25 protein-coding genes are annotated in these 21,464 nt (G+C 70.1%); 5 read left to right on the forward strand and 20 right to left on the reverse strand.

Going from position 1 to position 21,464, the window contains the following annotated elements; genetic code table 11:
• Window positions 1-55 precede the first annotated feature (55 nt).
• Together ACLJQE_RS19245 and ACLJQE_RS19250 are read right to left on the reverse strand one after the other, a co-directional pair.
• Complete coding sequence (locus ACLJQE_RS19245) at window positions 56-823, reverse strand: enoyl-CoA hydratase-related protein (protein ID WP_410640628.1); 768 nt, start codon at window positions 821-823, stop codon at window positions 56-58.
• A complete protein-coding gene (locus ACLJQE_RS19250) occupies window positions 805-1,788 on the reverse strand; it encodes a GlxA family transcriptional regulator (protein WP_410640629.1) in 984 nt (327 codons plus the stop codon). Before ACLJQE_RS19250 ends, ACLJQE_RS19245 begins: the two co-directional genes overlap by 19 nt.
• Before the next feature lie 71 nt (window positions 1,789-1,859).
• On the opposite strand from ACLJQE_RS19250, the gene ACLJQE_RS19255 reads away from it, so the two are divergent.
• The gene (locus ACLJQE_RS19255) at window positions 1,860-2,429 is read left to right on the forward strand and encodes a cysteine hydrolase family protein (protein WP_410640630.1); all 570 of its coding nucleotides are present in this window, start codon (window positions 1,860-1,862) and stop codon (window positions 2,427-2,429) included.
• Here ACLJQE_RS19255 and ACLJQE_RS19260 read toward each other — a convergent pair.
• Together ACLJQE_RS19260 and ACLJQE_RS19265 are read right to left on the reverse strand one after the other, a co-directional pair.
• Window positions 2,395-4,413 carry a protein meaA gene (locus tag ACLJQE_RS19260; RefSeq protein ID WP_410640631.1) on the reverse strand — a complete coding sequence of 673 codons (2,019 nt, stop codon included), beginning with the start codon at window positions 4,411-4,413 and terminating at the stop codon, window positions 2,395-2,397. The genes ACLJQE_RS19255 and ACLJQE_RS19260 overlap by 35 nt on opposite strands.
• 91 nt (window positions 4,414-4,504) lie before the next feature.
• Window positions 4,505-5,005, reverse strand: coding sequence for a PH domain-containing protein (locus ACLJQE_RS19265; protein WP_410640632.1), 501 nt, complete (start codon window positions 5,003-5,005; stop codon window positions 4,505-4,507).
• Window positions 5,006-5,168: 163 nt separating this feature from the next.
• Here ACLJQE_RS19265 and ACLJQE_RS19270 point away from each other — a divergent pair, with 163 nt between their 5' ends.
• Window positions 5,169-5,795, forward strand: a complete 627-nt coding sequence (locus ACLJQE_RS19270) for a LysE family translocator (protein WP_410640633.1) — start codon at window positions 5,169-5,171, stop codon at window positions 5,793-5,795.
• Window positions 5,795-6,421, forward strand: coding sequence for a LysE family translocator (locus ACLJQE_RS19275; RefSeq protein WP_410640634.1), 627 nt, complete (start codon window positions 5,795-5,797; stop codon window positions 6,419-6,421). Before ACLJQE_RS19270 ends, ACLJQE_RS19275 begins: the two co-directional genes overlap by 1 nt.
• Window positions 6,422-6,443: 22 nt before the next feature.
• Here the strand turns inward: ACLJQE_RS19275 and ACLJQE_RS19280 are convergent, their stop codons facing one another.
• Window positions 6,444-7,262: an NAD(P)H-binding protein gene (locus ACLJQE_RS19280; RefSeq protein WP_410640635.1), complete on the reverse strand. Its 819-nt coding sequence runs from the start codon at window positions 7,260-7,262 to the stop codon at window positions 6,444-6,446.
• Window positions 7,255-7,674 (reverse strand): nuclear transport factor 2 family protein, encoded by a 420-nt coding sequence (locus ACLJQE_RS19285; protein ID WP_410640810.1) that lies wholly within the window; start codon window positions 7,672-7,674, stop codon window positions 7,255-7,257. The genes ACLJQE_RS19280 and ACLJQE_RS19285 overlap by 8 nt, the downstream gene beginning before the upstream one ends.
• Window positions 7,675-7,768: 94 nt before the next feature.
• Here ACLJQE_RS19285 and ACLJQE_RS19290 point away from each other — a divergent pair, with 94 nt between their 5' ends.
• Window positions 7,769-8,371: a TetR/AcrR family transcriptional regulator gene (locus ACLJQE_RS19290; RefSeq protein ID WP_410640636.1), complete on the forward strand. Its 603-nt coding sequence runs from the start codon at window positions 7,769-7,771 to the stop codon at window positions 8,369-8,371.
• Between the two features lies 1 nt (window position 8,372).
• On the opposite strand, the gene murA is transcribed toward ACLJQE_RS19290, so the two are convergent.
• Window positions 8,373-9,647 (reverse strand): UDP-N-acetylglucosamine 1-carboxyvinyltransferase, encoded by a 1,275-nt coding sequence (gene murA, locus ACLJQE_RS19295; RefSeq protein ID WP_410640637.1) that lies wholly within the window; start codon window positions 9,645-9,647, stop codon window positions 8,373-8,375.
• Window positions 9,648-9,708: 61 nt separating this feature from the next.
• Here murA and ACLJQE_RS19300 point away from each other — a divergent pair, with 61 nt between their 5' ends.
• On the forward strand, window positions 9,709-10,281 hold the full coding sequence (locus ACLJQE_RS19300; protein ID WP_410640638.1) for a cob(I)yrinic acid a,c-diamide adenosyltransferase: 573 nt from the start codon (window positions 9,709-9,711) through the stop codon (window positions 10,279-10,281).
• Between the two features lies 1 nt (window position 10,282).
• Here ACLJQE_RS19300 and ACLJQE_RS19305 read toward each other — a convergent pair whose 3' ends face one another.
• The 13 genes from ACLJQE_RS19305 to ACLJQE_RS19365 all read right to left on the reverse strand — a co-directional run bounded on the left by ACLJQE_RS19305 (window position 10,283) and on the right by ACLJQE_RS19365 (window position 21,457).
• The gene (locus ACLJQE_RS19305) at window positions 10,283-10,429 is read right to left on the reverse strand and encodes a hypothetical protein (RefSeq protein WP_410640639.1); all 147 of its coding nucleotides are present in this window, start codon (window positions 10,427-10,429) and stop codon (window positions 10,283-10,285) included.
• A gap of 1 nt (window position 10,430) precedes the next feature.
• On the reverse strand, window positions 10,431-11,669 hold the full coding sequence (gene aroA / locus ACLJQE_RS19310) for a 3-phosphoshikimate 1-carboxyvinyltransferase (RefSeq protein WP_410640640.1): 1,239 nt from the start codon (window positions 11,667-11,669) through the stop codon (window positions 10,431-10,433).
• 60 nt (window positions 11,670-11,729) lie between these two features.
• Entirely contained in the window at window positions 11,730-12,164 is a 435-nt protein-coding gene (locus ACLJQE_RS19315) for a DUF2550 domain-containing protein (RefSeq protein ID WP_410640641.1), read from the reverse strand.
• A gap of 25 nt (window positions 12,165-12,189) precedes the next feature.
• Window positions 12,190-12,555, reverse strand: coding sequence for a F0F1 ATP synthase subunit epsilon (locus ACLJQE_RS19320; RefSeq protein ID WP_013229521.1), 366 nt, complete (start codon window positions 12,553-12,555; stop codon window positions 12,190-12,192).
• Window positions 12,556-12,669: 114 nt separating this feature from the next.
• The gene (gene atpD / locus ACLJQE_RS19325) at window positions 12,670-14,097 is read right to left on the reverse strand and encodes a F0F1 ATP synthase subunit beta (RefSeq protein WP_410640642.1); all 1,428 of its coding nucleotides are present in this window, start codon (window positions 14,095-14,097) and stop codon (window positions 12,670-12,672) included.
• Window positions 14,097-15,032 carry a F0F1 ATP synthase subunit gamma gene (locus ACLJQE_RS19330; protein ID WP_410640643.1) on the reverse strand — a complete coding sequence of 312 codons (936 nt, stop codon included), beginning with the start codon at window positions 15,030-15,032 and terminating at the stop codon, window positions 14,097-14,099. Before ACLJQE_RS19330 ends, atpD begins: the two co-directional genes overlap by 1 nt.
• Before the next feature lie 11 nt (window positions 15,033-15,043).
• The gene (gene atpA, locus ACLJQE_RS19335) at window positions 15,044-16,684 is read right to left on the reverse strand and encodes a F0F1 ATP synthase subunit alpha (RefSeq protein ID WP_410640644.1); all 1,641 of its coding nucleotides are present in this window, start codon (window positions 16,682-16,684) and stop codon (window positions 15,044-15,046) included.
• Between the two features lie 57 nt (window positions 16,685-16,741).
• Window positions 16,742-17,566: a F0F1 ATP synthase subunit delta gene (locus tag ACLJQE_RS19340; RefSeq protein ID WP_410640645.1), complete on the reverse strand. Its 825-nt coding sequence runs from the start codon at window positions 17,564-17,566 to the stop codon at window positions 16,742-16,744.
• A 6-nt stretch (window positions 17,567-17,572) separates the two neighbouring features.
• Window positions 17,573-18,133 carry a F0F1 ATP synthase subunit B gene (locus tag ACLJQE_RS19345; RefSeq protein ID WP_410640646.1) on the reverse strand — a complete coding sequence of 187 codons (561 nt, stop codon included), beginning with the start codon at window positions 18,131-18,133 and terminating at the stop codon, window positions 17,573-17,575.
• 29 nt (window positions 18,134-18,162) lie between these two features.
• Window positions 18,163-18,420 carry an ATP F0F1 synthase subunit C gene (locus ACLJQE_RS19350; RefSeq protein WP_043777226.1) on the reverse strand — a complete coding sequence of 86 codons (258 nt, stop codon included), beginning with the start codon at window positions 18,418-18,420 and terminating at the stop codon, window positions 18,163-18,165.
• 58 nt (window positions 18,421-18,478) lie between these two features.
• Entirely contained in the window at window positions 18,479-19,264 is a 786-nt protein-coding gene (atpB, locus tag ACLJQE_RS19355) for a F0F1 ATP synthase subunit A (RefSeq protein ID WP_410640647.1), read from the reverse strand.
• 544 nt (window positions 19,265-19,808) lie between these two features.
• Entirely contained in the window at window positions 19,809-20,252 is a 444-nt protein-coding gene (locus ACLJQE_RS19360) for a hypothetical protein (protein WP_410640648.1), read from the reverse strand.
• A 47-nt stretch (window positions 20,253-20,299) separates the two neighbouring features.
• The gene (locus tag ACLJQE_RS19365) at window positions 20,300-21,457 is read right to left on the reverse strand and encodes a glycosyltransferase family 4 protein (RefSeq protein WP_410640649.1); all 1,158 of its coding nucleotides are present in this window, start codon (window positions 21,455-21,457) and stop codon (window positions 20,300-20,302) included.
• Window positions 21,458-21,464 lie beyond the last annotated feature (7 nt).

Consider the following 21,464-nt stretch of genomic DNA (forward strand, 5'->3'; position numbering starts at 1 on the left):
ACGGACGGCGGTCATGCCCCAAAGGGCACTTTCACGTGAAAGTGCCCTTTCGGGGTCAGTCGGGCCAGGAGGGCTTGCGCTTCTCCAGGAACGCCGCCATGCCTTCGCGGGCGCCGGGCAGCTGCGACGCTGCGGCCATGACCTCCAGCGCGATCGCGTACGCGTCGGCCTCGGGCCGGTCGAGCTGGGCGTAGAGCGTCACCTTGCCCATGGACTTGCCGGCGCGGCTGCCGCGCGTGGCCCGCCAGAGCAGGTCCCCGACGGCTTCGTCGAGCTGTTCGTCGGGCACCACCCGGTTGACCAGGCCCCAGTCGAGCGCGGTCGCCGCGTCGATGGTGTCGCCGGTCAGCGCCAGCTCCATCAGCCGCTTGCGGCCGATGGAACGCGCCACCGGCACCGCGGGGGTGTGGCAGAACCAGCCGCCCTTGCCGCCCGGCAGCGCGAAGCCCGCGGATTCGGCGGCGATCGCGAGGTCGCACGAGGCCACGAGCTGGCAGCCCGCCGCCGTCGCCAAGCCGTGCACCCGCGCGATGACGACCTGCGGCACGGACTGCATCGTCTTCATCAGGTCCGTGCACAGCGTGAGCAGCTCGCGCACGCCCATCAGGTCGCGCGCGGCGACGTCGCCGAAGTCGTGGCCGGCGGAGAACACCGGACCGGCGCCGGCCAGCACGATGCCCGTCGCGTCGGACGTCCCCGCCTCGCGGAACGCGGCGAGCAGCTCGGCGAGGTGGTCCGCGGACAGCGAGTTGCGCCGCGCCGGCCGGTTCATGGTGATCGTGACGGTGTCGCCGTCCCGGCTCATCAGGAGGTGCTCGTACATTCCCCGACCGTAGCCCCTCCGGACCGGAACGTACGCCGGTAACCGTCCGGGCCGACCCCGACCTCGGCGTGCATCCGCCGCCGCAGGTTGGCCGCCGTGCCAAGCCCCGACCGCTCGGCGACCCGCTCGACCGGCAGCGACGTCGTCTCCAGCAGCCGCTGTGCGTACCGGACGCGCTGGACGCGCAGCCAGCGGCCGGGTGTCACGCCGGTGGCCGCGGCGAACTCGCGGTGGAACGTCCGTTCGCTCATCCGGGCGTGCCCCACCAGGTCCTCGACACCGATCCCGGTGCCGAGGCGGGCCAGCGCCCAGTCCATTGTGGACGCCATACCGGGCTGGGCCGTCGCGGGTGGCAGCGGGTTGTCGACGTACTGGCGCTGCCCGCCCTCGCGGGCCGGCGGCATCACCAGGCGGCGCGCCAGCGTGGCGGCGACGTCGGCGCCGTGGTCGCGCCGGACCAGGTACAGGCAGAGGTCGAGGCCGCCGACGACACCCGCGGACGTCAGGACTCCGCCGTCGTCGGTGTACAGCACGTCGCGCTGCAGCTGCGCCCGCGGCGCGACGGCGGCGAGGGTGTCGAGGTCGCGCCAGTGCGTGGTCGCCGGGCGACCGTCGAGCAGGCCGGCGGCGGCCAGGGTGAACGCGCCGGAGCACAACCCGGCGACGGTCGCCCCGGCCCGGTGCGCCCGGCGCAGTGCCGCGACGGCGGACGGCGGCACCGGGGAAAGGGGGTCGTCGCGGCCCGGTGCCAGTACGAGGTCGCAGCCGTCGAGCCCGGCGAGCCCGTGCGTGGCCGCGATGTCACCGAAGGGCGACGCAGGTGTCCGCACCCGGCCCTGGCTGCACAGCCGCAGGGTGAACGGGCCGATCCCGCTGTCGGTCCGGTCCTGGCCCCAGACTTCGCCGATCACCGCGAGGTCGAACATCCGGGTGCCCGGCAGCAGGAGGACGCCGATGGTGCGCATGGCAGGAAAGTATCGCATCGCGCGTCTTCTGCCACTCCCCCTGCGCCCGCCGCCCCCGGAAACTCGACGGCATGACAGAAACGGCACTCATCCTGATCGACGTCCAGCGCGGGTTCGACGAGGCGGAATTCTGGGGTCCGCGCAACAACCCGGGCGCCGAAGCGAACATGAAGGCCCTGCTCGACGCGTGGCAGGAACGGCGGCTCCCGGTGGTGCTCGTGCACCACGACTCGCCGAAGCCCGGGTCGCCGCTGCGCCCGGGTCAGCCGGGCAACGACTTCAAGCCCGAGCTCGACGGCGCGCGGCCGGACCTGGTCTTCGGCAAGCAGGTCAACTCGGCGTTCATCGGCGACGTCGACCTCGACGCGTGGCTGCGCAAGCGCGGCATCACGAGCTTCGTCGTGGCCGGCATCCAGACGAACTTCTGCTGCGAAACCACCGCACGGATGGGCGGGAACCTCGGCTACGACGTCACGTTCGCGCTCGACGCCACGTTCACCTTCGACCTCCCGGGGGTGACCGCCGACGAGCTGTCCCGCGTCACGGCGGCGAACCTGGCGAACCAGTTCGCCACCGTGAAGTCCACAAAGGACATCCTGGCCGCGCTCAGCCGAGGCCGTGCCGCTCCCGGATCAGGCTGACGATGCCGTCCATGATCGCGGTGAGTTCGTAGTCCTTGGGCGTGAACACCCGGGCGATGCCGCGTTCGGCCAGGAGCGCGGCGTCGTCCGGCGGGATGATGCCGCCGACGATCACCGGCACGTCGCCGGCGCCGGCGGCACGCAGGCCGTCGACGACGTACGGGACGACCTCCAGGTGCGATCCGGAGAGCACGGAAAGCCCGACGACGTGCACGCCCTCCTGCACCGCGGCCGCGACGATCTGCTCGGGGGTCAGCCGGATGCCCTGGTAGACCACCTCGAAGCCGACGTCACGCGCCCGGACGGCGACCTGCTCGGCGCCGTTGGAGTGCCCGTCGAGGCCCGGCTTGCCGACCAGGATCCGCAGCCGCTCGCCCAGCTCCGCCTCGGTTTCCCGGACCCGCGCGCGCACCCGCTCCAGCTCGGGGTCGCCCACGCCGCCGATCGCGGCGGCGGAAACGCCGGTGGGCGCCCGGTATTCGCCGAACACCTCGCGCAGCGCGCCGGCCCACTCGCCGGTGGTCACGCCGGCCCGCGCACAGTCCACAGTGGCCTCGAAGAGGTTTTCCGTGGTTTGCGCGCGTTCCTTCAGCGTGGCCAGCGATCGCTCCACAGCCTCGTGGTCACGCTGGGAGCGCCATTCCTCGATGGCGGCGACGGCGTCCTTCTCGACGGCGGGGTCGATCGTTTCGATCGCCTTCGCGCCTTCGGCCTGCAGCGGCGACGGCTCGGTCGTCCCGAACTTGTTGACCCCGACCAGCACCCGTTCGCCGTTCTCCATCTCGCGGCGGTACTCGGCCAGCGAAGCGACCAGCTGGGACTTCATGTAACCGCTCTCGACCGCGGCGACCGCGCCGCCGAGGTCCTGCACGCGCGCGATCTCCTCGCGGGCGCCGGCCATGATCTCGTCGACCTTGGCCTGGATGACGTGCGAGCCGTCGAAGATGTCCTCGTACTCCAGCAGGTCCGTCTCGAACGCGAGCACCTGCTGCATCCGCAGCGCCCACTGCTGGTCCCACGGCCGCGGCAGGCCGAGGGCCTCGTTCCACGCGGGCAGCTGGATCGCGCGGGCGCGGGCGCCGCGGGAGAGCGACACCGCGAGCATCTCGAGCACGATCCGCTGGACGTTGTTCTCCGGCTGGGCCTCGGTCAGCCCGAGCGAGTTGACCTGCACGCCGTAGCGCAGCCGGCGCGCCTTGGGATCGGTCACGCCGTAACGGTCGCGCGTGAGCTCGTCCCAGAGCGCGGTGAACGCGCGCATCTTGGACATCTCCTCGACGAACCGGACACCGGCGTTGACGAAGAAGGAGATCCGCGCGACGACCTTCGCCATGTCGGCCTCGTCGACCTGCCCCGAGTCGCGGATCGCGTCGAGCACGGCGATCGCGGTGCACAGCGCGTACGCGACCTCCTGCGTCGGCGTCGCCCCGGCTTCCTGCAGGTGGTAGCTGCAGATGTTGATCGGGTTCCACTTGGGGACGTGGTGCACGGTCCAGGCGATCACGTCGGTGATCAGCCGCAGGCTCGGCCCCGGCGGGAAGATGTAGGTCCCGCGGGACAGGTATTCCTTGATGATGTCGTTCTGCGTGGTGCCGGCGAGCCTCGCGAGCACCTCGTCAACGTCGCGTCCCTCGGCCTCGGCCTGCTCGCGCGCCACGGAGACGTACAGCGCGAGCAGCCACATGGCCGGCGCGTTGATGGTCATCGACGTGTTGGCTTCGGCGAGCGGGATGCCGTCGAAGAGCCGCCGCATGTCGCCGATGTGCGACACGGGCACGCCGACCTTGCCGACTTCGCCGCGGGAGAGCTCGTGGTCCGGGTCGTAGCCGGTCTGGGTGGGCAGGTCGAACGCCACCGAGAGCCCGGTCTGCCCCTTCGCGAGGTTGCGCCGGTAAAGCTCGTTCGACGCGGCTGCCGACGAGTGGCCGGCGTAGGTCCGCATCACCCACGGTCGGTCTCGTTCGCGGTCCGTTGGATACGGCACAGGACACCTCCGGCGGTGGACGTTTCGTCGAGTGTACCGACCGGTAACTTATGGTGGCAGTGCTATCGGACACGTCCGGGTGACGTCCGGTTCAGTCCCGGGCCTGCCGGGCCTTGGCCTCGTCGATCGCCTTGGTGAGCAGGTCGCGGACGCGCTTGGGCTCGCCGACGCCGATCAGCGTCACCGTGCCCGGCCCGTCGAAGGCGATGGTCCCGGTGCGGGACGGTCCCGTCTTGAGCACCGGCTCCGACAGGCCGGCCAGCTCGCTGGTGCGTTCCTTCTGCCGGAACAGGCCCGAGCGGGCGATGATCCGGCTGTCCGTCACCGCGTAGGTCGTGCGCCCGAGCGCGAGGTACCGGACGACCGACCGGCCGACGGCGCCGTAGAGGCCGACCACCAGCACCACCACTGCCACGGCCATCGTGGGGCCGCTCGGCTGTTGCGCGAGAAGAAACCAGAGTGCGGCGGCGGCGAGAACGAGCCCGGCCGGGGCGATCACCCCGTCCGCGGCGACGTAGAGCGGGCGCTGAACCGGCTCCCCCGCCCAGAGCACGCGTTCACCGGGCAGAAGATCGATTTCGCCTGCTGACATGGCCGAACACTACTCTGCCGGAGCGTCTCACGCCGAGTCCCGCGCGCGCCGGACGTGCTTCTGCACCCTCTGTGCTTGATCGATCGCGCGCAGCGCCGGGTCCCGGCTGTGTGACCGAAATCCGCGAGACCGGCCCGGCACGCGTCGATTAGCGTGGGGAGCCGTGACGTGGAGTTCGTACGGGAGTTACCTGGTCATCGTGGTCCTGATCGTCCTCGCGCCGGGGCCGGACACGATGGTCATGCTCAAGAACGCGCTGTCCGGCGGGTTCCGGGGCGGGCTGCTCGCGTCACTCGGCATCTTCGCCGGCAACGCCGTGCAGGGCAGCGCCGCGGCGCTGGGGCTCGGTGTCCTGATCGCCCGGTCGCAGCCGGTGTTCCTCGCCCTCAAGTGGGCCGGTGCGGCCTACCTCGTCTTCCTCGGCGTCCAGGCGCTGCGCGGCGCGTTCCGCGGCAGCTACCACGCCGTCGAAGAGGCCCAGCGGCGCCGCGGCGGCGGCTTCCGGCGGTTCCGCGAGGGCCTGCTCTCCAACATCACCAACCCGAAGGTGCTGGTGCTGTACCTGTCCGTGCTGCCGCAGTTCCTCGATCCGGCGCGCACGACGACGTGGGACGCGCTCGCGCTGGCCTACACCGTCGCCGTGCTCGGCATGCTGTGGTTGCTGGTGCTGCTGGTGTTCGTGCACCGCGTGCGGGCCTGGCTCGAGCGTCGCCGGGTCCGCCGCGCGCTGGACGGCGTCACCGGCACCGCGCTGCTCGGCTTCGGCGCCGCCCTCGCCCTGGAGTCCTGATGACCTGGAGCACGTACGCGGGCTTCGCCGGGATGATGGCGTTCCTGGCGATGATGCCGGGCCCGGACACGATGGTCGTGCTGAAGAACGCCCTCACCGGCGGTGCCCGCGGCGGCGGCTGGGCGTGCGCCGGCATCACCGTCGCGAACTTCCTGCAGGGCACGGCGGCAGCGCTCGGCCTCGGCGCGGTGATCACCCGCTACCACCCCGTGTTCGAAACGGTGAAGTGGCTCGGCGCGGCCTACCTGGTGTTCCTCGGCGTCCAGGCCCTCCGCGGCGCCTGGCGCGGCAACTACGAAGCCCTCGACGACGTGCGCAGGGCCCGCGCTTCCCGCGGACGGCGGTTCCGCGAAGGGTTCCTGTCCAACATCACCAACCCGAAGGTGATCGTGCTGTACCTGTCGGTGCTGCCGCAGTTCCTCACGCCGGGCGTGACGGACCAGGCCGACGCCCTCGTGCTGGCGTACACGGTGGCGGTACTGGGCGTGGTGTGGCAGGTGCTGCTGCTGTTCTTCGTGCACCGCGTCCGCGGCTGGTTGCGGCAGCGGAAGGTGCGCCGGGTGCTGGACGGCGCGACGGGCACCGCGCTGGTGGGGTTCGGCGCGGCACTCGCGCTGGAAGGCTAGCGCCCGTCGAACATCGGCTGCTTCACCGGATTTCCGCCCGCACGAAGGTTTCGAAGGAACGGGCCGGTCGCCCGGTGACCTGCTCGACGACCGGGGTGACGCGGTCTTCGGCGCCGCGCCGGATGTCCTCGTCGAGGGCGGCCAGCACGCGGGCGAACCCGGCGGGAATCCCCGACGCCGCCACGCGTTCGGCGAACTCGGCCGGGCCGGCCGGCCGGTGCCGCACCGGGCGGCCGAGGTGCGCGGCCACGATCGCGGCCGCTTCGGCGTAGCTCAACGCGGCCGGGCCGGTCAGGACGTGTTCGGTGTTGTGCGGTACCGGATCGGTCAGTGCGCGGACGGCGACCGCCGCGATGTCGCCTGCGTCGACGAACGCGACCCGCGCGTCGCCGGTGGCCGTGACGATCTCGCCGTCGCGCACGCCCTGGGCGACCAGGTGCCCGCCGGTGAAGTTCTGCATGAACCAGGACGGCTTGAGGACCGCCCACTCCGGCGCCGCGCGCACCAGCCGCGGCAGGTCGCCGAGCCCGGGGGTGTCGTCGGTGACGGCCGACGAGCTGAGCAGGACGACCCGCCGCACGCCCGTGTCCACCGCGCCGGCCAGGAACGGCTCGACCAGCGCCGCTGGTTCGGCCTCGCCGATCGGGGCCAGCAGGTACACCGCGGACGCGCCGCGCAGCGCGTCCGCGTGCGTCGACCGGTCGGTCCAGTCGAACCGGACCTGACCGGCCTCGCCCGGCTTGCGCGTGGCGGCCCGTGCGGTGAACCCCGCCGCACGCAGGCGCGTGACAACCCGGCGGCCGGTCGTGCCGGTGCCGCCGAGGACCAGGACGTCAGCCACCGAAGGCCGCCGTCAGCTCGTCGACGCCGCCGAGGACCCCGGCCGCGGCCAGCGGGCTCCAGTAGTCGCGGTAGTGGCGGATCTCGCCGTCCTCGACGGTGATCACCGCGATGTACGACAGCTCGTACGGCCGCTGCGACGCCACGACGACCCCGGCGACGGTGAACTCGACGACGACCACCGACGGGTCGGTCGTCTCGTGCACGGTCTTCGCCGTGACCTCCCGGATGTCGAGCAGGTTCGGGTAGTCGCGCAGGTACTCGAGGATCGCGTCGCGCCCTTCGACGCGCTTCGGGTAGCCAGGGCCGGCGAACGGGAACTCGAGGACGCCGTCCTCGGCCCAGAGCCCGGCGAACCCGGCCATGTCGTGCTTGAGCAGCAGATCGAGTGCGTGCTCGGCGAACTCGCGCACCGCAGCCTCCTTCATCGTTCGGACGGAACGGTACCGTCCCGACGCCACCCTAGACGGGACGGTACCGTCTCGTCCACCCGCTAGACTGCGGTCCATGGCACGCACCCCCACCGGCGCCGCGGTCCTCCAGCCCGAGGTCACGCAGGCGATCACCGACGCCGTCCTGCAGGAGCTCGCCGACCAGGGCTACGGCCGGCTGTCGATGGAGGCCGTGGCCAAGCGGGCCGGTGTCGGCAAGAGCGCGCTCTACCGGCGCTGGCGTTCGAAGGAGGAGATGATCGCCGCGGTCGTCGCGGAGTTCAGCGTGACCCGCGCGACCGACATCGACACCGGCTCACTGCGCGGCGACCTGCACGAAACGATGCAGGCCCTGATCGGCTGGCTGACGCACCCGCTGTTTTCGCGCATCCTGCCGGACCTGGTCGCCGAGGGCGTGCGCAACCCCGAGACCGCGGAAAGCACGCGCACGAGCATCGGCGGGCCGCGGCGCGAGGTCGGCGAAGCGATGCTCCGCCGGGCCATCGCGCGCGGCGAACTACCCCGGGACCTGGACCTGGAGCTGGCGCTGGACGTCCTGGCGGCGCCGATCTACTGGCGCCTGGTGGTCCGGCAGGCCAAAGCCGAGCCGGACTACCCGGACCGGCTCGTCGAGTACGCCCTGCGCGCACTGGGCGCGCAGGGCGCACAGGGGGGATGACTCACTTCCGCTCGGGCTCGCCGGCGACGCGCTTGATGTTCGCGCCCAGGCGGTTCAGGTTCTCGACGAAGTGCGGGTAGCCGCGGTCGATGTGGAAGACGTCCCAGACCTCGGTGACGCCGTCCGCGCACAGGCCGGCGAGCACCAGCCCGGCGCCCGCGCGGATGTCCGACGCCCAGACCGGCGCGCTCGACAGCTTCTCGACGCCGCGGACCACCGCGTGGTGGCCGTCCGTGCGGGCGTCGCCGGACAGGCGGACCATCTCCTCGATGAACCGGAACCGCGCCTCGTAGACGTTCTCCGTGATCATCGACGTGCCTTCCGACACCGCCGACAGCGCGACCGCGAACGGCTGCAGGTCGGTCGCGAAGCCGGGGTACGGCAGCGTCACCCAGTCGACCGCCTTCGGGCGCTCCGCCTGGATCACGCGGAAACCCTTGTCGCCGAAGGTTTCCACCTCCGCGCCGGCCAGCTGCAGCTTGTTCAGCACCAGGTCGAGGTGGTGCGGGTTGACCCCGCGCACGGTGATGTCGCCGCGGGTCATCGAGGCGGCGAACGCCCAGGTCGCGCCGACGATCCGGTCGCCGATCACGCTGTGCGTCGTCGGGTGCAGCTGCTCCACGCCGTGCACGGTCAGCGTCGACGTCCCGGCGCCTTCGATCTTCGCGCCCATCTCGATGAGCATCGTGCAGATGTCGACGATCTCCGGCTCGCGCGCGCAGTTGTCGATGACCGTGGTGCCCTCGGCCAGCACGGCCGCCATCAGGATGTTCTCGGTCGCGCCGACGCTCGGGAAGTCCAGCCAGATCTGCGCGCCGACCAGCGTCTCGGCCTTCGCGACGACGCAGCCGTGCTCGATCGTGCTCGTCGCGCCCAGCTTGCGCAGGCCGTTCTGGTGCATGTCCAGCGGCCGCGAGCCGATCGCGTCACCACCCGGCAACGCCACGACGGCCTGCTTGAGCCGGCCGACCAGCGGTCCCAGCACGCAGACGGACGCACGCAGCTTGCCCATCGCCGCCGAGTCCGCGCGGTGCGACAGCTCGGCCGGCGTCGTGATGGTGGCGGTGTCGCCCTCGATGACGACCTCGCAGCCGACGCTCCGCAGCACGTCGCCCATCAACGGGACGTCGAGGATCTGCGGGCAGTTCGTGATGGTCGTGGTGCCCTCGGCCAGCAGGGCCGCAGCCATCAGCTTCAGCACGCTGTTCTTGGCGCCGACCACGTCGACCTCGCCGATCAGCCGGGCTCCGCCATGCACGTCGAAGTGCTCGCTCATGGCCGCCAATCATGCCCTCTCGCCCGGATTCGGCCCGGGCGGGGGCCGCTATGGTGGGTCCATGGTCGTTCGCATCAACCGCGTGTACACCAAGGTCGGCGACAACGGCACGACCGCGCTCGGCGACGGCTCGCGCGTGCCGAAGACGTCCCCGCGGCTGGGTGCGTACGCGGACACCGACGAGACGAACTCGGTGCTCGGCCTGGCCATCGCGGTCGGCGGGCTGCCCGGCGAGGTGACGGACGTGCTGCGCACGATCCAGAACGACCTGTTCGACGTCGGCGCGGACCTCTGCCTCCCGATCTCCGACGACCCGCCGTACCCGCCGCTGCGGATCACGGAGAAGTACGTCGAGCGGCTCGAAGGCTGGTGCGACGAGTTCAACGAGCGCCTGCCGAAGCTGACGTCGTTCATCCTGCCGGGGGGAACGCCGGGGGCGGCGTTCCTGCACCAGGCCCGGACGGTGTCCCGCCGGGCCGAGCGGTCGGCGTGGGCGCTGTACGAGGCGGAGCCGGAGACGACGAACCCGGTGGCGCTGAAGTACCTGAACCGGCTGTCGGACCTGCTGTTCATCCTCGCCCGGCTGGCCAACCCCGAGGGTGACGTGCTGTGGCAGCCGGGCGGGCAGCCCTGACTCAGCCCCCGAGGTGAGCCGACCAGTAGCGGTCCAGGTCGGCCTCTTCCGGGGTCCCGTCGAAGCCCGGGTCCACCGGCTTGGTCGTCACCATGTCTTCCGGCCGGACCCGCTCCGGAAGCTTGTCGAACCTGCCCTCTTCGGCCATCTCAGATTCCCCAGCTCTTCCGCAGTGACCCCAGCGCCTGGTGGAAGCCGGGGAAGGTCTTCTTCACGCAGTCCGGATCATCCAGGGTCACCCCGTCGACCAGCAAGCCCGTGATGCTGAACGCCATCGCGATCCGGTGGTCGCGGCGGCACGCCACCAGCGTGCCCGTCGGCTCTCCCGGCTGGATCTCGATCCAGTCGCGGCCCGTCGCCACCTCGATGCCCATCGCACGCAGGTTCTCCTCGCACGCGTCGAGCCGGTCGCACTCCTTGATGCGCGTGTTGTAGACGTCCTCGATGCGCACCGGGCCGGACGCGAACGGCGCGATCGCCGCCAGGGTCGGGACCGTGTCCGAGATGTCGCGCATGTTCACCGTGACGCCGCGCAGGCCGTCCGACGGGCCGGCCACCGTCACCGAGTCCGGCCCCAGCTCCACGTGCGCCCCCATCTCGCGCAGCACGTCGGTGAACCGCACGTCACCCTGCAGCGCTTCGGAACCGAGGCCCGGGATGGTCACCGTGCGGCCGGTGACCGCGGCCGCGGCGAGGAAGTAGCTCGCCGTCGACGCGTCCGGCTCGACCGGGTACTCGCACGCGCGGTACGGCTGCGCCGGGACCACGAACGTCTGCCCCTCCCGACGGACGTCGACGCCGAAGCGGCGCATCATCTCCAGCGTGATCTCGACGTACGGCACCGACACGAGGTCGGTGACCGTGATCCGCAGCCCTTCCGCGGTCAGCGGCCCGACCAGCAGCAACGCCGTCAGGAACTGCGAAGACAGCCCCGCGTCCAGGGTCAGCTCGCCGCCCTTGATGCCGTTCGCGCGGACCGTCAGCGGGTGGTGGCCCGGCTCGCCGCCGAACTCGAGGTCGACGCCCAGCTCCTGCAGGGCGTCGGTCAACGGCCCGAGCGGACGGCGGCGCATCTGGTCCGACGCGTCGAAGCGGAACGTCCCGGTGCCGGCCGCGGCCAGCGCGGGCAGGAAGCGGGCGGTCGTGGCGCCGTCGCGGCAGAAGACGTCGGCTTCGGCGACCCCCGGGCCCGACGGGCGACCCTCGATGGTCCACGCCCCCGGCTGCCGGTCGACGTGGTAGCCGAGCTTGGCCAGACCCTCGGCAAAGCCCTCGGTGTCGTCCGAGTGCAGCGGACGGCCGAGGGTCGTGGTGCCGTGCGCGGCGGCGGCCAGGAACAGGCCACGGGCGGTGACGGACTTGGAGCCGGGGATCTCGACGAGAGTCACCCCCCGAGTCTACGGAGAGGGGCACTTTCACGTGAAAGTGCCGCTCGGGTCAGTCCAGCGTCAGGAGGCGCGGGGGAGGCGCCGTCCGGGCGGAGCGGACTCGAGCCACGAGAGGAAGCCCGTGAGCGCGCCCGGTCCCATGGCGATTTCGATCGCTTCCTGGGTCTCCGACTCGCAGCGCAGCACCGTCGAGCCTTCCGGAACGGCGTAGGCCTCGCTGCCGGACGGGTCGCGGCGGTCGGCGATCTGCATGCTTTCGCGCTGGAAGACGCGGTCCGCGCCGGTCCGCAGGCTCCACACCCGGTACCAGACGAACTCGTCGCCCTCGTAGCGGCCCAGCCCCAGGTGCCAGCTGGACCGCGGGCTGTCCGGACGCCACCGCAGCGCGACGCTCACGCCACCACCGCGGCGCATCCGGATCCACCGCTGGCCGTACCAGGCGGCCAGCACCGCGAGCACGATCAGGAGCCCTGCTACGACCACGGTGATCTTCACGGCCCGGCTCCTGCCCGTCTCGCGCTCAGGCCGTCTGACCCGCTGCGCGGAGCTGGGCCGAAGCCCTCGCCCGCTCGGTTTCATCGTCCCCGGTCAGGGCCGCCTTGGCCGCCTCGACGTCGATCTCGTCGGAGAGCTCGGCGCTCTCGGCGAGGATGCTCACCCCGGTGCCCGTCACGGAGAGGAACCCGCCGTGGACGGCCGCGCAGACCGTCTCACCGTCGGTGGTCGTCACCTTGACCACGCCACCCTCGACGAGCTGCCCGAGCACGGGTTCGTGACCGGCCATGATGCCGATCTCACCCTCGGTGGTCTGGGCCACCACGAAAGTGGCAGTACCCGACCAGAGACGGCGCTCGACGGCCACCAGCTCCACGGACATCTCAGCCACGTAGCACTCCTTAGCTCGGGGTGTTACTCCCGAGTGTAATAGGTCTGACTCAGACTACGAGAACGGCGGGGGCGCGAGTCCACATAGGACGCTGCCCCCGCCGTGCCCACGAGCTCACTTCTTGGTGATTTCCTTGTACTTCTTCTCGAGGTCCTCGAGGCCACCGATACCCAGGAACGCCTGCTCCGGGTAGTGGTCGAAGTCACCCTTGGTGATGCGGTCGAACGACTCGATGGTCTCCGACAGCGGCACCGTCGAGCCCGGGATCTGCGTGAACGCCTCGGCGACCAGCATGTTCTGCGACAGGAACCGCTCGATGCGGCGCGCGCGCTGAACGGTCAGCTTGTCCTCTTCCGAGAGCTCGTCCATCCCGAGGATCGCGATGATGTCCTGCAGTTCCTTGTACTTCTGCAGGATCCGGATGACCTCGGAGGCCACGCGGTAGTGGTCCTCACCGACGATGGCCGGGTCGAGGATCGTCGACGTCGATGCCAGCGGGTCCACCGCCGGGAAGATGCCCTTCTGGAAGACACCACGCGAGAGCTCGGTGGTGGCGTCCAGGTGGGCGAACGTCGCGGCCGGGGCCGGGTCGGTGTAGTCGTCCGCGGGGACGTAGATCGCCTGCATCGAGGTGATCGAGCGACCCCGGGTCGAGGTGATCCGCTCCTGCAGCTGCCCCATCTCGTCGGCCAGCGTCGGCTGGTAACCCACGGCCGACGGCATGCGGCCCAGCAGGGTCGACACCTCGGAGCCGGCCTGGGTGAACCGGAAGATGTTGTCGATGAACAGCAGCACGTCCTGGTTCTGGACGTCGCGGAAGTACTCCGCCATGGTCAGCGCGGACAGCGCGACGCGCATACGCGTGCCCGGCGGCTCGTCCATCTGGCCGAAGATGAGGGCGGTGTCGTTGATGACGCCGTCCTCGGACATCTCCAGGAAGAGGTCGTTGCCCTCACGGGTGCGCTCGCCGACCCCGGCGAACACCGACGTACCACCGAAGTTCCGGGCGACGCGGGTGATCATCTCCTTGATGAGCACCGTCTTGCCGACGCCGGCGCCGCCGAACAGGCCGATCTTGCCACCCTGGACGTACGGGGTCAGCAGGTCGACGACCTTGAGGCCGGTCTCCAGCATCTCCGTCTTGCCTTCGAGCTGGTCGAAGGACGGCGCGCTGCGGTGGATGCCCCAGCGCTCGAGGTCCTCGCCGTAGCCGGGCTCGTCGAGGCACTCGCCGAGGGCGTTGTAGACGTGGCCCTTGACCTTGTCGCCGACCGGGACGGTGATCGGGCCGCCGGTGTCGGTGACCTCCGCGCCACGCACCAGGCCGTCCTGCGGCTGCAGGGAGATGGTGCGGACGAGGTTGTCGCCCAGGTGGCTGGCGACCTCGAGGGTCACCGTCTTGCGCAGCTGCTCGAACTCGATTTCGACCTTGAGCGCGTTGAACTGGTCGGGCACGGAACCGCGCGGGAACTCGACGTCGACGACCGGACCGGTCACCGACACGATGCGCCCCTTGGCGCGCGGGGCTTCAGTACTGGTCATCAATCATCACTTCCTGCTGCGGTGAGCGCGTTCGCGCCACCGACGATTTCGGAGATCTCCTGGGTGATCTGCGCCTGGCGGGCCTGGTTCATCTCCCGCGTCAGGTTCCCCACCAGCTCGTTCGCGTTGTCCGACGCCGCCTTCATCGCGGTCCGGCGGGCGGCCAGCTCGGACGCCGCGGATTCGAGGAACGCCGCGTAGAGACGCGTGTTGATGTACTTCGGCAGGAGCGCGTCCAGCAGCTTGTCGGCACTCGGCTCGAACTCGTAGCTGGGGAGCAGCCCGGCAGGCTTCTCCTCGCCTTCGGAGTACTCGACCTCGAGCGGCGCGACGCGCTTGGCGGTCGGCCGCTGCGTCAGCATCGACACGAACTCGGTGTAGACGATGTGGATCTCGTCGACACCCGTGATGCCGTCGGCGTTGCCGTCCTCGTCGTCCACGCCGGCCATGAACGACTGGACGAGGGCCTCGCCGGCCGCCACCGCGGCGGCGTAGTTCGGCTGGTCGGAGAAGCCCGTCCAGCTGTCCTCGACCGGGCGGTTGCGGAACCGGTAGTAGTTCAGGCCCTTGTTGCCGGTGACGTAGACCTGAGCTTCCTTGCCCTCGGAACGCAGGAGGGAAAGCAGCTCTTCGGTCGCGCGCAGCACGTTGGAGTTGTAACCACCGCACTGGCCCTTGTCACTGGTCACGACCAGGACAGCGGCCCGCTTCGGGTTCGGGCGCTCGACCAGCATCGGGTGGTCGAGGTTGGCCGCCGCACCGGCCAGCGCCGAGAGCACGTTGGTGATCTCGTCGGCGTACGGCCGGGAAGCGGCGACCTTCGCCCGCGCCTTCGTGATGCGCGCGGTGGCGATGAGCTCCATCGCCTTGGTGATCTTGCCGATCGACTTGGTCGCCTTGATGCGCGACCGGAGTTCCCGGAGTTGTGCGGCCATGAGCTATCAGCTCACTTCTTCGGAGCGGGCTTGTTGACCTTGACGGTCTCGTGCCCGACCTTGTCGGCGTCCATCGCGTCGGCGTCCGCCTCGACCAGGGACTTGCCCTCGGAGGTGGTGAACTCCTGCTTGAACTCGTTGACCGCGGCGACCAGCTTGTCGGCCGTCTCGTCCTCGAACTTGCCGCTGTCGCGGATCGCGCCCAGCACGTCCGAGTGCTTGCGCCGGGCCGAGTCCAGGAACTCGAGGTTGAAGCGGCGGACGTCCTCGACCGGGACCGAGTCGTAGTGGCCGTTCGTGCCGAGCCACACCGTGCAGACCTGCTCCTCGACCGGGATCGGCGAGTACTGCGGCTGCTTGAGCACCTCGTACAGGCGGGCACCGCGCTCGAGCTGCGCCTTGGAGGCGTCGTCGAGGTCCGAGGCGAAGGCGGCGAAGGCCTCCAGCTCGCGGTACTGCGACAGGTCGATCCGGAGCGAGCCGGAGACCGACTTCATCGCCTTGACCTGCGCGGCACCACCCACGCGGGACACCGAGATACCCACGTCGATGGCCGGGCGCTGGCCGGCGTTGAACAGGTCCGACTGGAAGAAGCACTGGCCGTCGGTGATCGAGATGACGTTGGTCGGGATGTAGGCCGACACGTCGTTCGCCTTGGTCTCGATGATCGGGAGACCGGTCAGCGAGCCGGCGCCCAGCTCGTCCGACAGCTTCGCGCACCGCTCGAGGAGACGGGAGTGCAAGTAGAAGACGTCGCCGGGGAACGCCTCGCGGCCCGGCGGGCGGCGCAGCAGCAGCGAGATCGCGCGGTACGCGTCGGCCTGCTTGGTCAGGTCGTCGAACACGATGAGGACGTGCTTGCCCTCGTACATCCAGTGCTGGCCGATGGCCGAGCCGGTGTACGGCGCGATCCACTTGAAGCCGGCGGAGTCCGAAGCCGGGGCCGCGACGATGGTGGTGTACTCCATCGCGCCCGAGTCCTCGAGGGACTTCTTGACCGCGGCGATCGTGGAGCCCTTCTGGCCGACCGCGACGTAGATGCAGCGGACCTGCTTCTTCGGGTCGCCGGTCTCCCAGTTGGCCTTCTGGTTGATGATCGTGTCCACGGCGACGGCGGTCTTGCCCGTCTTGCGGTCACCGATGATCAGCTGGCGCTGGCCGCGCCCGATCGGCGTCATCGCGTCGATGGCGGTGATGCCGGTCTGCAGCGGCTCCGACACCGGCTGGCGCTCGACCACCGAGGCGGCCTTGAGCTCCAGCGCGCGGCGCTCGGTGGTCTCGATGTCGCCGAGGCCGTCGATCGCCTGGCCCAGCGGGTTGACGACGCGGCCGAGGTAGCCGTCGCCGACCGGCACCGACAGGACCTGGCCGGTGCGCTTGACCTGCTGTCCTTCTACGATGCTTTCGAAGTCACCGAGGATCGCGGCACCGATGGAGCGCGCGTCCAGGTTCAGTGCGACGCCCAGGACGCCGCCGGGGAACTCGAGCAGCTCGTTGGCCATGGCCGAGGGAAGGCCCTCGACGTGGGCGATACCGTCACCCGCGTCGATCACGACGCCAACTTCTTCCCGGCTCACGTCCGGGGCGTAACTCGAGACGTAGTTCTCGATCGCGCTACGGATCTCATCCGAGGAGATCGTCAGCTCGGCCATGTCTTTCCCGCTCTCGCTTCGTTCTTGCCAGTATGCAAAGTCTTGTGTGACCTGGGGCTATGCCCGGGCCAGCCGCCTGCGCAGCGCCGCGAGCTGCCCCGCCGCGGTTCCGTCGATGACCTCGTCGCCGACGCGGACGACGAGCCCGCCGCCGAGCCGCGGGTCGACCTCGATGTGCAGCGCGATCTGCCGCCCGTACATGTCGTTGAGCTTCGTCCCCAGCTGGGCGGTCTGCTCGTCGGACAGGGCGTTCGCGCTGGTCACGTAGGCGACCGAGCGCTGACGCCGCTCCGCGGCCAGCTTGACCAGCTTGTCGAGCCCGACGCCGACGCCACGGCCCTTGGCCCGGCGGACGACCTGCTCGACGAGGGTCTCGGTCACCACGTCCACCTTGTCCGCGAACAGCCCGCGCACCAGCGTGCGCTTCGCCTCGGCGGAACCGGTCAGGTCCGACAGCGCCTTCTCGAGCTCGGGGTGGTTGGCCACCACCCGCGCGACCTGGAAGAGCTGGGACTCGACGATGTCGACGTTCCCGGTCTTCTCGGCCGAGGTGAGCAGGGCCGAGCGGCCGAGCGACTCGAGGCCGTCGGTCAGCTCGCGGGGGCTGGACCAGCGGCTGCCGGCCACGGTGTCGAGCACCTTCAGGGCCGGTTCGGACAGCTTGCCGTCGAACAGACGGCGCACCAGCGTGGTGCGCGCCTCCGGCGTCGCGGAGGCGTCGCTCACCGCCCGGCGCAGGCCGATCTCGCGGTCCAGGAGGTCGACGACCGAGAGCAGCTCGTCGCCGACCGTGGCCGCGTCGGCTCCCGCGTCGGCCAGAACCTCGCCGAGGCGTTCCTCGGCGAGGCCGAGCGCTTCACGGCTCGCAGCATGCAGCGTCATCTCTGGCTACTTCCCCGCTCCGTTGGAGGTACCGGCGGTCTCCAGCTCCGCGAGGAACCGGTCGACGGTGCCACGACGGCGCGCCTCGTCTTCGAGCGACTCGCCGACGATCCGGCTGGCCAGCTCGACGGCGTTGCGGCCCATGTCGGCCCGCAGTTCGGCGATGATCTGCGCCTTCTGGGCCTGCAGCTGGGCCTGCCCCTGTGCGACGATGCGCTGGGACTCGGCCTCCGCGTCGGCCCGCAGTTCCGCCTTGATCTGCTCGGCTTCGAGCCGGGCGTCGTCGCGGATCTTCGCGGCTTCGGTCCGGGCCTCCTGCAGCTGGGCCTTGTACTTGGCCAGCGCCTCTTCGGCCTCGGCCTGCGCCTTCTCGGCCTTCTCGATGCCTCCCTCGATCTTCTGCGCACGCTCTTCGTACGCGGCCTCGAAGCGAGGGACGACGTACTTCTTGAGGATGAACAGCAGGATCAGGAAGGCGACGATGCCGAGGATCAGCTCCGAGATGTCGGGGATGATCGGGTTGTGAACTTCGCCCTCTGCGGCGAGGAACAAGGCACTGTTCAGCACGGCGTCTCCTTAAGCGAGATGAGTGTTACTCAGCCTGCGGAGGCGATGAAGTAGATGACGATGCCGATCAGGGCGAGCACCTCGGTCAGCACGAAGGTCGAGAAGCCGATGCCCTGCAGCTTGCCCTGCGCCTCCGGCTGACGCGCCGTGCCGTTGATGACGGCGGCGAAGATCAGACCCACACCGATGCCCGGGCCGATCGCGCCCAGGCCGTAGCCGATCGCGGCGAGGCCGGGGTTGATGTTGACGGCCTGCTCGGCGGCCTGGGCCAGAACGATGTTGCTCACGTGCATTTCCCTTCACTTCGGTCCACGCGCTCGCGCGGATCGGGGGCTTGTGTGTTTCTCAGTGCTCCGACGCCAGCGCGGCGCCGATGTACCCGGCCGACAGCAGGGCGAAGATGTAGGCCTGCAGCACCTGGATGAAGGCCTCGAGGAACGTCATCGCGATGGCGAACAGCCACGCCACCAGGGAAACCGGCTTCAACGCCCAGCCCGAGGTCTCGGTCAGCAGGAAGGTGCCACCGAGGGTGAACACCGCCAGGATCAGGTGACCCGCGAACATGGCGGCGAAAACACGGATGGCGAGCGTGAGCGGGTTGAGGAGGAACTTCTCCGCGAACTCGATCAGCGCGAAGAGCGGCAGGACCGGCTTGGGCACGCCCGGCGGCGCGAGTTCCTTCTTGAAGTACCCCTTGAACCCGTGCCGCTTGAACCCGACGTAGTGGTACACCGGGTAGACGACGAGGACCGACAGGGCGAGCGGGAAACCGAACCGCGCCATGGTCGGGAACTGGAGGAGGGGGATGATCCCGTAGAGGTTGTTCACCAGGATGAAGGTGAACAACGCGAAAACGAGCGGCACGAACGGCTTGAAGTCTTTCGAGCCGATCTGCTCGCGCGCGATGTTGTTGCGGCTGAAGTCGTAGATCGACTCGGCGACGAACTGCCCCTTGCCCGGCACGACCTGCAGCTTGCGGGTCGCCAGCAGGAAGTACGCCGCGATGATGACAACCGAAAGCACGACGAGCAGCATCGGCTTGGTGACATTGCCGAACAACGCAGGCAACTCGAAGCTTTCGGCACCGGGGGGCGTAAAAATGCCACCCTCGGTCAGTACCAGCGCGCCCACTGGGCTCCTTCCGGTTCTCCCGGCCGGCGTTCACTCCGCCGGGGGAATCGTCACGATCTGGACTTAACGTACCCGATACGTATCGGGACGTCGGAGGCGGCTGCCCCACTGTGCGATGAACACGACTTCACGTTCTGCACACGGGGTTGTCTCGCGTGAACACTGCCCTGCGGTCTACTTCGGACCAGCGGCCGGAAGGCGGAACTACACGGTCGCCACACTGCTGATCGCGGTTCGTCTCGGGAAGCGCGCGGCCGAGGCCGCCACCCTTGACGCGGACCATACCAGCAGGTCAATCAGTGCCGGACGGGCGTACTCCTAACCAACCGATCAGCCCAGGACTTAGGTCCCGGGTCGTCCCGGGACCCAGGTCCGGTGCGGGCCGGGACCCCCGTCCGGAACACCGCAGGCACCGGCTCCGGCCGGGTCCCGGCCGAGTCCGGCCGGGCTCGCGAAGGCATTCGGCCGTGGTCCCGGTCACACTCGGGTGGCCGCAGCCCGATCTCACCGTGCGTAACGGAAGCAGCGGGCAAAGCGGACAGCGTCAGGACGGGATGATCGTGGGGATCTTCGTCTTGCGGAAGGCGGCGAACTCGGCCGCGGCGGCCAGCATGATGGCCACGATCATCGTGATGCCGAGCGACATCGGGTGCAGCGCGGTGACGCCCTTGAGCAGCGTCAGCGCCCCGAAGAGCAGGACGACCTTCACGACGTACCCGCCCAGCGCGATGACCATGACGAACATCGGGTCCTGCCCGGCGCTGAACTTCATCATGCCCAGCGTGGACAGCGACGCCAGCATCGCGAGCACCCCGCCGACGAGCGAGCCCAGGAAGCCGGGCAGGCCGTTGAGGATGCTGAACAAGGCGATGCACACCAGCACCGCGGGCGGGGTCACCAGCAGCGAGGCCTTCGTCATCGCGCGGGCCGCCTGCAGCACCACCTTGGCGTGCGGGTTCTCCTGCTCGTGCGTTTCGGTTTCGCTCACACTGGCTCCCTGCTCGGTTCACCCCCGAGTGTAGAGACCCCGGCGGGTCAGGTGCCCGGCTGGTTGCGCGAGCGCAGCCGCGGGACGATCGAGACCACCACCGCGAACACCAGCCCGACCCCGATGATCCACAGCGCCGCGGCGTCGTCGAACAGCGTCACCGACACCGCGCCGAAGGCCAGGATGCCGGCCCACAAGTAGATGAGCAGGACCGCGCGGCGCTGGGAATGGCCGATTTCCAGCAGGCGGTGGTGCAGGTGCATCTTGTCGGCCGCGAACGGGCTTTCGCCGCGGCGGGTGCGCCGGACGACCGCCATGATCAGGTCGAGCATCGGCACGAACAGCACCGCCGCCACGACCACCAGCGGCGAGAGCAGCGCGATCGCGTCCTTGCCGCTGAACTGCGGGTACGGCACGCGCCCGGACGCCGACGTCGTCGCGCCCGCGAGCACCAGGCCGATCATCATCGAGCCGGAGTCGCCCATGAAGATCTTCGCGGGTTGGAAGTTGTACGGCAGGAACCCCAGACAGGCGCCGGCGAGCGTGGCCGCGATCAGCGCCGGCGGGTAGGTGCCGACGTCGCCGCCGGAGCTGTCGAGCAGGCCGAGGGAGAACGCGCAGGTGGCGGCGGCCGCGATGAAGCCGAGGCCGCCGGCCAGCCCGTCGAGGCCGTCGACGAAGTTCATCGCGTTGACCATGACCACGACCATCACGACGGTGAGCAGCGCACCCTGGTTCTTGTCCAGCACCAGCACGGAGCCGAACGAGCCGCCGGTGCCGCCCCACGGCACCCAGAACGACACCCACTGCACGCCGAAGATGACCAGGATGCCGGCGCACATGACCTGGCCGGCCAGCTTCGTCCAGGCGTCGAGTTCGAACCGGTCGTCGAGCGCGCCGATCAGCGAGATGACGCCGGCGGCCAGCAGCACGCCGACCGAGTCGAACGAGGCGTCGAAGCCGTGCGACAGCGCGGGCAGCTGGTGGGCCAGGCCCATCGCGGCGGCGACGCCGAGGTAGATGCCGATCCCGCCCATGCGCGGGATCGGGGCGACGTGGACGTCACGGGCGCGCGGGTTGGCGATCGCGCCGACGCGGATCGCGACCCGCCGGACGACACCGGTGAGCAGGTAGGTCACGGCCGTCGCGGTCAGGGCGACGAGGATGTATTCCCGGATGGGGAGGAGACCGGATGTGGGCGGCACGGGTGCG

Source organism: Amycolatopsis sp. lyj-346, from assembly GCF_046548975.1.
Taxonomy (GTDB): Bacteria; Actinomycetota; Actinomycetes; order Mycobacteriales; family Pseudonocardiaceae; genus Amycolatopsis.